10 protein-coding genes and 2 pseudogenes are annotated in these 13,676 nt (G+C 54.4%); 3 read left to right on the top strand and 9 right to left on the bottom strand.

Annotated elements, in window-relative coordinates; translation table 11 throughout:
- Positions 1 to 17: 17 nt before the first annotated feature.
- Positions 18 to 1,475, bottom strand: coding sequence for an MmgE/PrpD family protein (locus tag D3M70_RS26075; protein ID WP_120128563.1), 1,458 nt, complete (start codon positions 1,473 to 1,475; stop codon positions 18 to 20).
- On the bottom strand, positions 1,475 to 2,971 hold the full coding sequence (locus D3M70_RS26070) for an MmgE/PrpD family protein (protein ID WP_120128562.1): 1,497 nt from the start codon (positions 2,969 to 2,971) through the stop codon (positions 1,475 to 1,477). Before D3M70_RS26070 ends, D3M70_RS26075 begins: the two co-directional genes overlap by 1 nt.
- Positions 2,972 to 3,086: 115 nt before the next feature.
- Here D3M70_RS26070 and D3M70_RS26065 point away from each other — a divergent pair, with 115 nt between their 5' ends.
- Positions 3,087 to 4,058, top strand: a complete 972-nt coding sequence (locus tag D3M70_RS26065; protein WP_120128803.1) for a LysR family transcriptional regulator — start codon at positions 3,087 to 3,089, stop codon at positions 4,056 to 4,058.
- Between the two features lie 247 nt (positions 4,059 to 4,305).
- Here the strand turns inward: D3M70_RS26065 and D3M70_RS26060 are convergent.
- Positions 4,306 to 4,989, bottom strand: a pseudogene (locus D3M70_RS26060) (enolase C-terminal domain-like protein); the annotation flags it as partial.
- On the opposite strand from D3M70_RS26060, the pseudogene D3M70_RS26055 reads away from it, so the two are divergent.
- A pseudogene (locus tag D3M70_RS26055) lies at positions 4,984 to 5,301 on the top strand (FAD-dependent oxidoreductase); the annotation flags it as partial. The pseudogenes D3M70_RS26060 and D3M70_RS26055 overlap by 6 nt on opposite strands.
- The gene (locus tag D3M70_RS26050) at positions 5,298 to 5,672 is read left to right on the top strand and encodes an ethanolamine utilization protein EutQ (protein WP_120128560.1); all 375 of its coding nucleotides are present in this window, start codon (positions 5,298 to 5,300) and stop codon (positions 5,670 to 5,672) included. The pseudogene D3M70_RS26055 and the gene D3M70_RS26050, both read left to right, overlap by 4 nt.
- A 213-nt stretch (positions 5,673 to 5,885) precedes the next feature.
- On the opposite strand, the gene D3M70_RS26045 is transcribed toward D3M70_RS26050, so the two are convergent.
- The 6 genes from D3M70_RS26045 to D3M70_RS26020 all read right to left on the bottom strand — a co-directional run bounded on the left by D3M70_RS26045 (position 5,886) and on the right by D3M70_RS26020 (position 13,128).
- Positions 5,886 to 6,641 carry an SDR family NAD(P)-dependent oxidoreductase gene (locus tag D3M70_RS26045; RefSeq protein ID WP_120128559.1) on the bottom strand — a complete coding sequence of 252 codons (756 nt, stop codon included), beginning with the start codon at positions 6,639 to 6,641 and terminating at the stop codon, positions 5,886 to 5,888.
- A gap of 12 nt (positions 6,642 to 6,653) precedes the next feature.
- Positions 6,654 to 7,421: an SDR family NAD(P)-dependent oxidoreductase gene (locus D3M70_RS26040; RefSeq protein WP_120128557.1), complete on the bottom strand. Its 768-nt coding sequence runs from the start codon at positions 7,419 to 7,421 to the stop codon at positions 6,654 to 6,656.
- Between the two features lie 406 nt (positions 7,422 to 7,827).
- The gene (locus D3M70_RS26035) at positions 7,828 to 9,174 is read right to left on the bottom strand and encodes an FAD-binding oxidoreductase (RefSeq protein WP_120128555.1); all 1,347 of its coding nucleotides are present in this window, start codon (positions 9,172 to 9,174) and stop codon (positions 7,828 to 7,830) included.
- Positions 9,171 to 10,688, bottom strand: a complete 1,518-nt coding sequence (locus D3M70_RS26030; RefSeq protein ID WP_120128554.1) for an aldehyde dehydrogenase — start codon at positions 10,686 to 10,688, stop codon at positions 9,171 to 9,173. Before D3M70_RS26030 ends, D3M70_RS26035 begins: the two co-directional genes overlap by 4 nt.
- The gene (locus D3M70_RS26025) at positions 10,681 to 11,592 is read right to left on the bottom strand and encodes a dihydrodipicolinate synthase family protein (RefSeq protein ID WP_120128552.1); all 912 of its coding nucleotides are present in this window, start codon (positions 11,590 to 11,592) and stop codon (positions 10,681 to 10,683) included. The genes D3M70_RS26030 and D3M70_RS26025 overlap by 8 nt, the downstream gene beginning before the upstream one ends.
- A gap of 297 nt (positions 11,593 to 11,889) precedes the next feature.
- Entirely contained in the window at positions 11,890 to 13,128 is a 1,239-nt protein-coding gene (locus D3M70_RS26020; protein ID WP_120128551.1) for an SRPBCC family protein, read from the bottom strand.
- Between the last annotated feature and the right edge of the window lie 548 nt (positions 13,129 to 13,676).

Genomic DNA, 13,676 nt, shown 5'->3' with positions numbered 1-13,676 from the left:
GTAAGACGCCGCTGACGCTAAGCTATTAACAGCGAACGTAGCTCGGCCATATCCTTCATTTGCTCCAGATTATTGATCTGGTTGATCAGCTGTTCGCTGCGCTCCTTGCCAATGACGGGCACGATGAGATCTCGCACCTTAGCGTTCACGGCTTCAGTGCTAAGTGGATTTTCTTTCGTGCCTGATGGAAAGCGAGTGTGGTGCTCGACTGTTTTGCCATCTGCGAGAGTAACGATCACCTTTGCTCCTCGGGGGGCTTTTGGATCATCCAACGCAGGATCTGCGATGACTTTGATCTTCGCGCGCTGAGCCATCAGCGCTGGATCTTTCATAAGCGAGGTGTCGTGACTGTCGACGAATGAGACCTTTCCTTTGACCAGCGCGATCGCGACCATGTGTGCGCAATTCACGTCTGGCATAGCGCTGTCTCCGACTATCCCAACAGCATCGCTTGGTACCCTGACTTCGATCCCTTTCACTTGCTCAGGAACCAGGTTGTGTTTCTTGCGTAGGCTGAGAATAGCGTCCAATGGGGATTGGATAGGGTAGCCAACCGAGTACGTCTTTATGGCGGTTTCTGTCACGAAGAACCGTTCGCCGAGGCGATCAATCATCTCGCTCGGGCGCGGTTGACTTGAGAGGGCGATCAAAAGGTTGTGAGTGCCGTCCAGTACATCATCAACGCCAGTCATTCCTGACTCAACCATCGAAACGGCCTGCACTCCGTTGCGGGCGCCCATGCCAGCAAAGTCGAAGGCTTTCTCGATGTGGTCATGGTCTTTAACCCAGCTCCATAATCCGGATTCTTGCTGAGCGGCGTAGGACAGAGCGAAGCGAGTGTTCTGCTCGTCAAGCTTGGCAAGTGACGCAGCCGCCCCTACTGCGCCAAAGGTTGCTGCAGTGCCTTCTGCGCTCCGATGTGAGCCTCGCACCAGGTCGGGCCCTAGCGCCATTAACAACCTGCAACTCGTGTCATAACCCAAGGCAACAGCCCTCATAAACTCTTCGCCGCTGCTGTGATGGAGTTCAGCCATCGCTAAGGCAGCAGGCACAACCGAGCTGCCAGGGTGTGCTTTGGTCACTGGTTCGAAGTCGTCGGTCTCATCTGAGTGAGCACACATCGCATTGGCTAGGGCAGCGTTTACAGCGTTCGTCCTGAAGGTAGACCCCACTACGGAAGCCTGTTCAGTCCCCCCTTGTTGCTGAACATACTTCGTCGCCATTTCACCTGGACGCATGCGCGATCCGGAGAGCATTGCTCCGAGGGTATCGAGAATATGTTGCTTACAGGCCAGCGCAACGTTTGATGGTAAGGCATTGCCACGAGCACTCACGATGTACCTCGCCAGCTGGGCGGTTATGCCATTGCTGCTCTCCGCCGCATAGAGCTTGCAAAAGGGAAGTGTGCTCGTGGCCAGTACCACCGCACTGCCTTTCAAAACCTGACGCCGAGTCAAACTTGAGAGTTTTTTCATCAGATCGCCCCCTTCGATACGCGGGCAGTTTGGGCGATATCAGCAACGAAATTCAGGTCTTCCACCTTCCAGCACAAGTCCATCAAGCGATGTGCTTGGGCGTCTGACAAGACACCCTTGGCGAGGTCACTGAATTTTGCCTCTAACTGCTGATCGCTCATTGGTACCTCAAGGCTGCCGATCGCATGCTTGATATATTTATGCAATTGTCGGCCATCCTTCAGGATCAGCGTCATGTCCACCTGCTCAGGCTTGATGCTTGGGTCGATGACAGTCGTGACCTTGTCTCGTAACGCCACCACTACGGGATCCTTCACTGCCTGGTCGCTGTACTGGCGTTCACCTGCTGCACCTTGCACCAATGCCACAGCTACAGAATGGTAAACACTGAACTTGCCCTCAAGTCCGATCTGCGGGGTTTTCTTGCCAGTCAGTTCCAACACTAACGGGTGGACTTTGAGACGTACTTCTGCGATTTGATCAGGAGTCAGATGGTGTTCGTTACGCAACTGAATAGCGGCGTCGATGGCGGGATGAATGACGATCCCACAGGCGAAGGGCTTGTAGGTATTCAAGGCCGCTTCGTACCGCGTACCTAAGCCGTCGGTGATTTCAGCGAAATTCTGTTTGGTACTGATCGTGTGTGCCCAGCCCCGTTTAGCCTCAATCATGATGTCTGAGCTGGTGAAGTCCTGCGCGGCGAGCATCGCTGCAAACAAACCGTTGCTGGCGGCCCGGCCCGGGTTGAAGCTTTTGTTCATGGAGCCGAACGACTCACGAAGCCCTACAGGTTGTGACGCAGCCAATCCCAAAGCCCAGATCATCTGTTGCTCGGTGAGCCCCAGAATCTTGCCGGCAGCTGCTGCTGCCCCGAACACACCGGTGGTACCGGTGATATGCCAGCCAACGTCGTAATGTTCCGGGTAGACCGAGTTGCCAATTCGACATTCGGTCTCAACCCCAAGCACCAGTGCATTGAGAAACTCCTTCCCGTTGATTGGGTGATATTCGGACAGCGCCAGAATGGCTGAAGCCACCGGCCCAGCAGGATGGATAATTGTTTTCAGGTGTGTGTCGTCGTAGTCGAAGATATGACTGGCCACGCCATTTAGGAATGCCGCGTTCATGATATCGAAGCGTTCGGTACGGCCTAACAGGCTTGCTTGCTCTGGGCCGGAGAATGGTTTGAGCGCGCGAATGGCACGTTCGACGGTTTCATGTCGTGAGCCGCCAACGGCGACACCCACCCAGTTGAGTAGTGTTCGCACGCCTTCTTTACGTACGTTAGGAGGCAGATCGTCGTAACGTGCATTGACCAAATATCTCGCCAGGATTTTGGTTGTGTTTTCGCCCTGTGCGGAAGAGGGCACCCCTACAGGTTCTTGGGTCGCGCTGGCGGTAGGAGCCGATTGAGCCGCGAAGCTCAAATCTGTCCCAGCTGAGACAGCTACCACTGCACCGGCCTTGAGCAAGGCTCGACGGTTAATCAAATTCATGCGGTGCTCCAAAGTATTGTGTTTGTAAGAGATTTGGGTGCGCGCTCGTTGCAGCATGAATCACAATGCAGGCAAAGTTAATTGCAATAATTTCAAGGATAATTGCATGCCGCACATGAATGTTGAGATCAGTGATCTACGTGCGTTTGTAGCAGTGGTAGACCTAGGTAGCTTCGCCTTGGCAGCTCATGAGCTTCATCTCTCTCAGTCGGCTCTCTCTAGGCGTATTTCTAAGCTGGAGGCGAATCTCGGCGTGCGGCTACTGGAGAGAACTACGCGTCGGGTTGAGGTGAGTGCGCCAGGCAGGGCGTTTGCTGTCAAAGCAAGGCAGGTGGTTAATGGGTTTGACGAATCCTTATTGGATATCACTGACGCGGCCAGTCGCCTTACCGGAGAAATAACGATTGCCTGTGTTCCCACAGCAGTCAATCACCTGCTGCCAAAAGTTCTCCACCAATATCAGCAACAGTTTCCAGGAATTTTGGTTCGGGTCATGGATGAGGGTGCTAGTGAGGCCTTGGCGCTGGTAGTCAGAGGTGAGGCAGATTTCGGCATTAACTACCTAGGCGCTCAAGAAGGAAATATCACCTTCACTCCACTGTTTGACGAGCCCTTTGTATTGGCATGTCCGATTGATCACCCACTGTCCAAACGGAAATCTGTGAGTTGGTCTGAGTTGAGCGAGCAGCGGTACATCGCTGTGAATAAGGCAAGTGGTAATCGAATGCTGCTCGATTGGGCATTGGCGAATACACCTCAGGTTCCTAAGCCGGTGTTGGAAGCGAGGCATGTGCGTACCGCAGTGGACATGGTCGCCTCTGGACTAGGAGTGGCGGCTGTGCCTCAGTTGGCTATTTCGAAATTCGGCCTTGATGGTCTGGTTAAGACTGTTCCGCTCATTAATCCGAGCGTCAATCGCACGCTAGGGCTGCTCACGCGTCGCAGCCAATTTTTATCACCCGCAGCCCAGAGGTTCTGTTCGCTCATCCAACAGGAGAACCCTCTAAGCGAGGTGTCGACCGGCTCAGAAATTCGAGGTCAGAAAGTGATAAGCCGTTCTGCGCAGAGTAGGCCTCGAAAGGGGTAGAGGCCTATCGCTCGAATTCAAGGCCCCACAGATTTTGCGAGGCTTCGACGCTTGGCCCGAGGCTTCCATGATGTGACGGTTTGGCGAAAAGCGAGGGTGGAAGTGGTAGCGCTCGTCGAGATCTACCATTTCAAATCTATGCTTCGTCGTCAGATGCTGCACCTATAAAAAGGCTGGTTGCTCTGGCAGCGGGCTGCTCGAGTACCAAGGGGTATTGAAACTGACGGCTGTGCCGTCAGGATCACGATCATCGAACCATGCAAGGACGTTTGTTATCGAACTCCCATCCTGAGACTAAATATCGCATCGCGGTGGCATCGTCTCGTGCGCCAAGGCCCATCGATTTGTACGTCTCGTGCGCTCTCATCAGATTATCCCAATCCAATTCAACTCCGAGCCCCGGTGTCTTTGGAACCGAGACCAAACCGCCTTCGATTTTCAACGGCTCCTTGGTCAACCGTTGACCATCCTGCCAGATCCAATGGGTATCAATCGCGGTGACGTTGCCGGGCGCGGCTGCGGCCACGTGAGTAAACATTGCGAGAGAAATATCGAAATGGTTGTTGGAGTGAGAGCCCCAAGTAAGGCCCCAGTCATTACACATTTGAGCGACCCGAACAGAACCTTGCATCGTCCAAAAGTGCGGGTCGGCGAGGGGAATGTCGACGGATTGAGATTGAATGGCATGACCCATCTGCCGCCAGTCGGTGGCAATCATGTTAGTGGCCGTACGAAGCCCGGTCGCACGGCGGAACTCAGCCATGACCTCTCGCCCGGAGTAGCCATTTTCTGCACCGCATGGATCTTCGGCATAGGCTAGAACGTCGTGCTGATCGCGGCATAATGAGATCGCCTCTTTGAGCGACCAAGCACCATTGGGGTCAAGGGTAATGCGCGCCTCGGGGAAACGCTCCGACAGGGCGGTTACCCGACGTTGTCGAAAGTCCCGTTCACACATACCTGGGGTGGCACGTATGCGATCTCCCGGAACTTCACGAACTTCTTCGGCAAGGTGAACGACGGTGTTCACGCCACCGCCTGCGACAACGGGGTTGGTGCAGCATGGGGAACCGTATCTGGCAGGTTACTGGCCGATATGGTGGTGGGGGCTGATTCCCAGCAACTTCAGGATATTCACGCCGTGACGGGAATGCCTTCCTTGAACCCTCCTGAGCCTTTTCTGGGGATGGGGGTGCGAACTCGAATTCGCTGGGCAGCCTGGAACAGCAGGAGTGAGTTGTGACGCGCCAGGGCTTCACCGGGAAAGGCCCGGTCATCTTGGTCGACCATCGTGATCTGACGTTTAGTCATCGCGGTGGCCCTCCTGGAGGTGCCAGCGTTGCAAGAGCTCTCACGAACGAGGTCTCACCCAACATGGGTGTTGGCTTCGCACGCTGGGAAGGCGCAGAGGTCTCTTGGACACTTCTGTACGACGAGGTGATCTTCGTGATTGAGGGCTGTTTTGAGCTTTCAGCAAACGGAGTGGTATACAAAGTCGAGCCGGGTCAGGTGCTCTGGATTCCTGATGGGACTGAGGTGGTTTACGCAGGTCATGCTCTGTTCGGTTATGTGGTCTACCCAGGCAACTGGAAGGATCTGCAGAACACCAAATAGCTGGCCCTAGTCCCGGTGACAATGCCGTGCTGATGTCGCGGCATTTCGGAATGAGCGGGGATCTACCCAATTCCAACACCTTGCCCGCTGTGATGACTGAGCTCTGAACTCAAATCTGTTGTTAATAGAGGGAGTTCTTTTGACACCAGCTTGAACCCAAGAGGCATGGGTTTGAAGTGGTTCGGCCTCATTGTTTCAATGAGGCCGATTTCATCAGAAGGGCAGAGGCAGTTTTGCGGTGCGTCCACCATCCACCACCAGCACTTGACCAGTGATAAACGCTGCCGCCTCGGACGCTAGGAATACGACGGCGCCACCAACATCTGTTGGTAACCCCGTACGACCGACAGGGTGTAAGCCTAGAAGCGCTTCACGCGCAGTGGCAGGGTCAGCTTGCGCATCAATGTAGGCATCGCTCAAGTCAGAATTGATCCAGCCCGGGGCGATGGCATTGCAGCGAACCCCATCCTTGCCGAGATCGACAGCCAACGCGCGCGTCAATCCATGGATGCCTGCCTTCGACGCACAGTAAGCAGCGTGCAAAGGATTGGAGCCCAGTCCTTCAATTGACCCAATGTTAATGATGCTTCCTCCGCCACGCTCACGCATCTGAGGTAGTAGAGCCTTAATCAGAAATGCAGGCGCTCTCAGATTCACTATCATCATCCGATCCCAATCAGCCTCGGCGATATCGTCGATACTTTTCTCGAACATGAAGCCCGCATTGTTTACGAGTACATCCACTGCGCCGAGATAGCCTCGGGCGGCTTCAGCAATAGCTCTAGGTGCGTCTGGCTGCGTGAGGTCAGATGATACGTAGAAAACATCGGGCCGAGATGCAAGGTCGTCGTCCAGAGGTTGACGTTGTGCGACCAGTACCCGGGCGCCGACAGAAAGCAGCTTCTCCGTTATTCCACGCCCAATGCCTTTACCACCGCCAGTTACAACAATGTTCTTGTTTTCAAGCATTTGCTTTCTCCCTTAACCCGAGACTGGTTTGGCGCCAGTGACTTCTAATGTCTCACCAGCGATGTATCGGGCCTCATTGGAGGCAAGGAAGGCGATGACGTCCGCGATGTCCTCAGGCTCGGCAATGCGCCCCAAGGGCACACTCTTGTTTAGCTCTTCTACCGCTTTGTCTGGGTCTAGGCCTCGGCGTTCAAAGCCGGTGCGGATCATTGGCGTGTTTATCTCGTGAGGGCAAACTGCGTTGACCCGGATTCCGAGTGGAGCGCAATCGCGGCCAAGATTTTTGCTGAGCGCTGCGACCGCGCCTTTGCTGGTGCAGTAAGCCACGTGACCGGGCCCTGGGTACACACCCCAAACAGATGAGGTGTTGACGATCGCCGCACCTGGCCGACCTTTCATGTGAGGGATTGCCGCGCGGCAAATGTAGAACACCGCATTGAGGTTTACGCCCATCGCGTCGAACCACATATCGTCAGTGGTTTCTTCAATCGTTCCGCGTGGAATAATGCCTGCGTTGTTCAAGACAATATCAAGCTGTCCAAATCGATCTACGGCTGTACTGACGATCGCCTCGCAATATTCTTTGTTTCGCAGATCGCCTGCCAGATACTCCACCTCACTACCTAAATTCCTGGCTTTGGCGGCGATAGCCTCACAACCTGCTTCGTCCCGATCAGATAAAAATATCTTCGCGCCTTCTCCAGCGAACAGCAGCACGAGAGCTTGGCCGACGCCACCGGCGGCCCCGGTTATAACCACCACTTTTTCGGAGAATCTCATTCGGTACACTCCTCATATTTTGTTTATCGGTGATCTAAAGCCCCCCCATCCGTGATGGATGCCGGGGCGGGTTACGTGGCGGGCCGAATTTCCATAGAGAATCGGTCGCCAGAATAAGAGCGGTAGCATTTGCTGAAGTAGGGCGGTAAGACGTACGTTCTAGAGGTGAGCAAATTGGGGCTGAGCAGCATTGCGGGGACAATGGAAGCCAGCGCCAGAGGATTATTGAAACAGTGAAAAGCAGACCTTAGGCTGGTGGAGCGTTGTTCGCTCGCCTTTGTCCAGGTACCGGAGGTTCTTGCCAAAGGTTCTGCCATGACTTCTCCTCGTTTGACCATCTTGTTTTCACCTGATAATCGGCGCTGTTGTATGGCTCGTCCGAGAACCTGCTCGCGTGCCGAAGCTTTTAACCTTCGCGACCCGCCCTGAACGCTTGCCAGCCGATAACTGAGCTCACTCCGAGCTTCGTAAGAAGCTTGGGTGGTAATTTGCTTGGCCCTGGCGCTTGACTGTAGCGATCCAGGAAAGGGGAGCTTGTTCCCGTTGCCAACTCGGCTGCCATCACTCCGGCAAGTGTGCTTTTCACTGTACCCAGCCCGTTTTCACAGCATGCGGAGTAAAGGTTTTCCTCCACTTCGCCAAACGCGGCTGCGTTGTTACGACTGAGGCAAAGCCGACCGGCCCAGCTGAACTCAAAAGGAGTGTTTCTTAGCTCTGGATAACGAGCCTCGAAGGACGCGCGCTGTTCTTTCGCCACAGCCGCTACACGGCTGGAAGACACTCGAATGCTTGGGTCGTAGGTGAATTTCGTGCGAATGACAATCCGCGATTCACCGTTGGTTGTGATTTTACGAACTGTGGCACCCATAGGATCAGCAGGCAGTAGTGCCCAGCGTGGCTGACCCGTGATATCCCGGTCAAAACCGCTATGGTCGTAGCCAGCCGTCATAGAGGCGTAGGTAAATACGTGAAGCAATCGGCCTTTGAAATGGCCAAAGTCTTCGATGTGCCCGTTTACAGCCAAGATCACTTTCGGAGCCGTGACCCGACCCTGATGAGATTGAGCTACCCAGTCGGCTCCAGATCGGGTCAACTCAGTCACAGGAGAACGCTCATACAGCGTAATTTTACCGTTCAAGCCATCCGTAAGATCCTTGATGTACTGAGCCGGCTGAATCATCACTGCACCGGGGGTGTACAGACCGCCGTGGTAGTAACGAGAACCTGTGATATCGCGCATTTGAGCTGCGTCGAACAGCTCATAGCGCTCGCCGATCGCTTTCAGCGATGCCGCGTAGTTGACGTTTAGTTTCAACCCTCTCTCGGTCGCCGCAGCGTTGATTTTCCCGGACGGATCAAAGGTCTCGGCAGACATTCCATACTCTACAGCCGCCTCAGCCGCGAACTTGATGGCAAAGCGGCTCTGCGCAATTTCCAGTGCAGTCGCGGATTCACCTGCCACCGAGTACTCCCCAGTGGTGAGGCTGTGGGGCACATCGATCATGAACCCCGAGTTCCGGCCTGCCGGGCCTTTTGCAACTTCGTGAGCATCAAGTACAACGATCTTCTCGCCGGGTCTGAGCTGAGATAGACGCCGAGCGGCTGAAAGACCGGCAAAACCTGCGCCGATGATCAGCCAGTCTGCAGTAACATTCCCATCAAGCACTTTTACGGGAGTCGTACGTTTTGAAATGGCCTCCCAGCCGGAAACACCAGTATCTACCGGAAGGCGCTTGATGGAATGGGTATTCATTTTACTGTCTCGTCGACCGACCGATCAGAAACATCGATCCAGATGGTTTTGATTTCTGTGTATTGGTCGTGAGCAAAAACAGACTTGTCGCGGCCACCGAAGCCCGATTCTTTGTAACCACCAAAAGGCGTGGATGCGTCGCCTTCGCCGAAGCAGTTGACGGTAACGATCCCAGCACGAATTTCCCGCGACAACTTGATGGCATTGCGCAGATTGCTGGTGTAAACGGATGCCGCCAGGCCGTAAACGGTATCGTTGGCCAGCGCGATTGCCTCCGAGATCGAGTTGAAGACGGTTACTGACAGCACCGGCCCGAAGATCTCTTCCTGGAACAGGCGGCTGTCGCGCCCTACGCCGTCAATGACTGTCGGTTGTACATAGGCACCGTCTTGGGTGTCACCACCGTAGACGACGTCGTGCTTTCCTTGAGTTGCATATTCGAGGTAGGACTTCACTTTGTTGAAGTGATCAGTGCTAACCAATACGCCCACGCGGTTGTGCGGATCGAGCGGGTCACCCATCTTCCATTCGCGGATATAGGCGCCCATGCGCTCCAGCAACTCATCTTTAACGGATGCATGAACCAGCAGGCGAGAGGTCGCCGAGCAGTTTTCGCCCATGTTCCAGAATGCGCCGTTGACGACTTGTTCGGCGACCAGATCTAGGTCTTCCGCATCGTCCATAACAACGGCTGGGTTTTTGCCGCCGCACTCCAGGACAACCCGTTTTAGGTTCGAGTCGGCGGAGTAGTGCAAGAAGCGGCGACCGGTAGCTGTCGAGCCAGTGAAGCTGACCATGTCGACGTCTTTATGCAGGCCAATAGGCTCGCCGACCTCTTTGCCAGTGCCGGTGACGATGTTCAGAACACCGGCTGGAATTCCTGCTTCGAATGCCAGTTCAGCGACACGCAGCGTGGTGAGGCTGGTTTGTTCGGCAGGTTTGACGATGACTGAGCAACCGGACGCCAGTGCAGGGCCGATCTTCCAGGCGAGCATCAGGAGCGGGAAGTTCCAAGGGAGGACGCAGCCAACAACACCGATGGGTTCACGTACAACCATGGTGAGCGCATTGTTGCCTACCGGAGCGGTATGGTCGTAAAGCTTGTCGATTACTTCGGCGTGCCAGCGCAAGGTATGGATCGTATCTGGCACATCCACCTGCTGGCATTCACTCACTGGTTTGCCGCTGTCCAAGCTTTCAAGTACGGCCAGTTCGTGGCGGTTGTTCTCCAGCAGTTTCGCGAACTTCAGCAACACCGCTTTGCGTTCACCGGGAGGCAGCAGCCTCCAGCGACCGTCGTCAAACGCTTCTTTGGCCTTACTGACGGCGTAGTCGACATCCTCAGACGAGCATGCCGCGATTTCGGTCAGCGTTTCCCCGGTTGCCGGGTTGACGGTGGCGAGCGTGTTGCCAGAGATCGCTGGTTTGAATGCGCCGTTGATGAACGCATTGGTCGGGAACGTAATCGATTTGGCAATGGCGGCATATTCCGCTGCGGTAAGAAGATCACGCATGGCTAGCTCCGGATGTGATGTGGGCGACGGTGCGTTTGACGTTAGTAATGACGGTCTGCAGGCTGCGCTTGTCGCCCGAATTCAGTGGGCGAAGCGGGGCTCTTACATCCCCGACATTCAGACCATTGAGCTCACAACCGAACTTGATGCATTGCACAAATTTGCCGCCATCGAGGGCGTTCATGAGAGGCATCATGGCGGACATGATTTGACGTCCTTTGTCGAAGTCCTTCTCGACCACGCAGGCCTCATACAGCGCTACGTGTTCTTTCGGTAGGAAGTTTGAGCCAGCGCATACCCAGCTACGCGCACCCCATGCGAAGAACTCAAGGGCTTGATCATCCCAGCCGCAAGAGAGGGTAATATGCGGATACTCACGGGCAAGGAGATGCACTCGTCCCATATCACCGGAGCTTTCTTTGATCGCCACAACGTTTTTTGATTTGCCGACTCGAGCGAGGTATTCCTCGTTCATCTGAACGCACATCCGGCCCGGATAGTTGTAAAGCATGATTGGAAGGTTTGCCGCGCGGTCGATCGTCAACGCATGGATCGCGTTTTCTTGATCGGTGGGCAGAGCGTAGGGAGGCGTGGTGACCAGTATCGCATCCGCTTTGATGCGCTTGGCGTCTTCGGCATACATCACAGCGTCTTCAGTGCGGATGGCACCGGTGCCGACAATCATCTGAACCCGGGAGCCAATGACGTCTTTGGCGTAGCCAGCCAGCTTGATGCGTTCCTCGGAGGTCTGTGCGTAATATTCACCAGTAGACCCACCGATGATCATCCCATGCCCCTTGGCCTCAACAAGAGACTCCAAGACCTCGCCCAATACCCTCCAGTCAATTTCCCCATCTGGCGTGTGCGGCGTCACCGCTGGTGTGTAAATACCTTCGAATCTCAAGACGATATCTCCAAATGTTTGAAGCCTGGTCGTGCGTGATCCCCACTTTGGAGAAAACGGCAAGGCTATTTGTCATTGAGCAGTTGTGTCGGGCCGCTGTAAATAACCCAAGTATGATTCTGGAAATGTGCGGTTACCCTAATGTCAGGTCGCACGGTTTTTATTATTGTTCTAGCGATTGTTTTTGAATGTAACAATCGCGCACCGGTGCTAAATTACGAGCTTTAGCACTCGATCCAATTACTTTGAATATATAGTCGAGGGCGATGACTTATAGCGGCCATCGCCCTCAACGAACTAACCGACAGACTTCAGGAGAACCCTATCGCCAGTGAGGCGCTGCTGCATGATGTCGCAGTACCAGTCATCAAACTGACAAACGCCATTTTCAGCGACTTCGGAAAACGGCCCTGGCTCATAGGCGGGTGAGTTGACACCCACCTGAGCACCCTCAACCAGGACTCGGTCTTGGTCATTGGTGGCAATCCAGACCTTGGTAAGGCGATCCAAATCGTAATCTACGCCTTCTTGCGCGGTCTTTTTGACCAGCCACTTGGTTGTGACAAGGGTCTCATTCGGCCCAATTGGCAGTACGCGGAAGCTTAGGGCATGATCGCCGAGGAAATGGTTCCAAGTTGATGGGTAGTTGAAGTAGAGCAGTGCGCCGATATTCGGCTCGCCGCTATTGTCCAGTCTTCCGGACACGCCTGGTTTACCGTCCATGGTGTAGCTGACAGCGCCGGCGGACAGAGGGATACGAGTCATACGGAATCGACCATCCTTGTCCATTACCAGGCGGCTTGGTAGCCCGGCGGCCTCGCAACGATCCCAATGCTCGATCAGCTCGGGATCATCATCGCCACCAACGCCCGCTACAGATAGATTTTCAACAAAGGAGTTGAGAAGCTCTGGATGAGAGCCATCGCAGTGATAGCACTCGCGGTTATTCTCGAACACGAGCTTCCAGTTGCCTTTCTCGATCAGATTCGATTCAAAGGCGACCTTACAGTCTTCAAGGTTGTGTGGCGCGATGAATGGTGACACAGCGTTGCGGAACGACGAAAAATCAGGCGCTACATCTGCGACGCAGACGTAGATGTAGGAATTAACGATCTCGCAGTGTGCGGGTTTCAGCCCGTGTTGGGTCTTATCGAAATCCTGGCCCATATTGCCTGCAAAGAGGAGCCGACCATCAAGCTCGAATGTCCATTTATGGTAGGGGCAGACCAGCTTCGCAACTTTGCCGTGCGATTCAGGACAGACCTTTGAACCACGGTGACGGCAGGAGTTGTGAAAAGCGCGAATCTGACCGTCCGCGCCGCGCACCACAGCCACCGGGTATTCGCCGACTTGGAGGGTCAAATATTGGCCAGTTTTTTCAAGCTCGAAGGTATGGCCAGCGAAAATCCAGTCTTTATGCCAGATCTGTTCAAGATCCTGTTTGTACACGTCTGGATTGCTATACAGCTCACGCGGAAGCGCATGGCGTGGTTTGCGCTGGGCAATGAGCTTAGCTACTGATGACTTAGTATCCACTTTAAACACACTCCAAAAGCTAAGGCGGTGCTTCCCTCACGTAGGAGCAGCGCCGGCTAACCATTTGTTACGACGTGGTGGGATAGGCAATTGACGCACCATCGACCCATGTCGCCCATTCCCCGAGGGATTGCACCCGGGGCGCCACTTCAATTTTCGGCAGTACAAATGAGAATTGAATGCAGCTATTTTTTTATTTTTCAGTCAGCCACTCTAAGCATCATGCTGAAGCGAAGGGTCTGAGAAAGGCAGTCCGCGAATGTCGCGAAGGGCACCTTTCTGGAAATCGCTTTGCCGTTAGCCGTCACGGCTAGAGTGAAGGTTACGTGTAGAAATCAGGAAGCAACAAGTAACATTTATGTACGGCTATACATAAAAAAATGTTATCAATCGGGCGAAAGAAACGACGCTTAAAAGTCGGAAAAGCAGGTTGTAAGCACGCAATTGCGGGCGTGGATTGCGATTGTCCTCGCTTCCATGGCCGGCGATCGGGCGAGCTAGGATTGATTGGCGCCGAAAGGATATGAGCGTCGGTAAATGACGCTCAT

The organism is Pseudomonas sp. LS-2 (genome assembly GCF_003605735.1).
GTDB lineage: Bacteria > Pseudomonadota > Gammaproteobacteria > Pseudomonadales > Pseudomonadaceae > Aquipseudomonas.
Note: the sequence above shows the minus strand (reverse complement) of the source record. Positions and strands in the feature narration are given on the sequence as shown.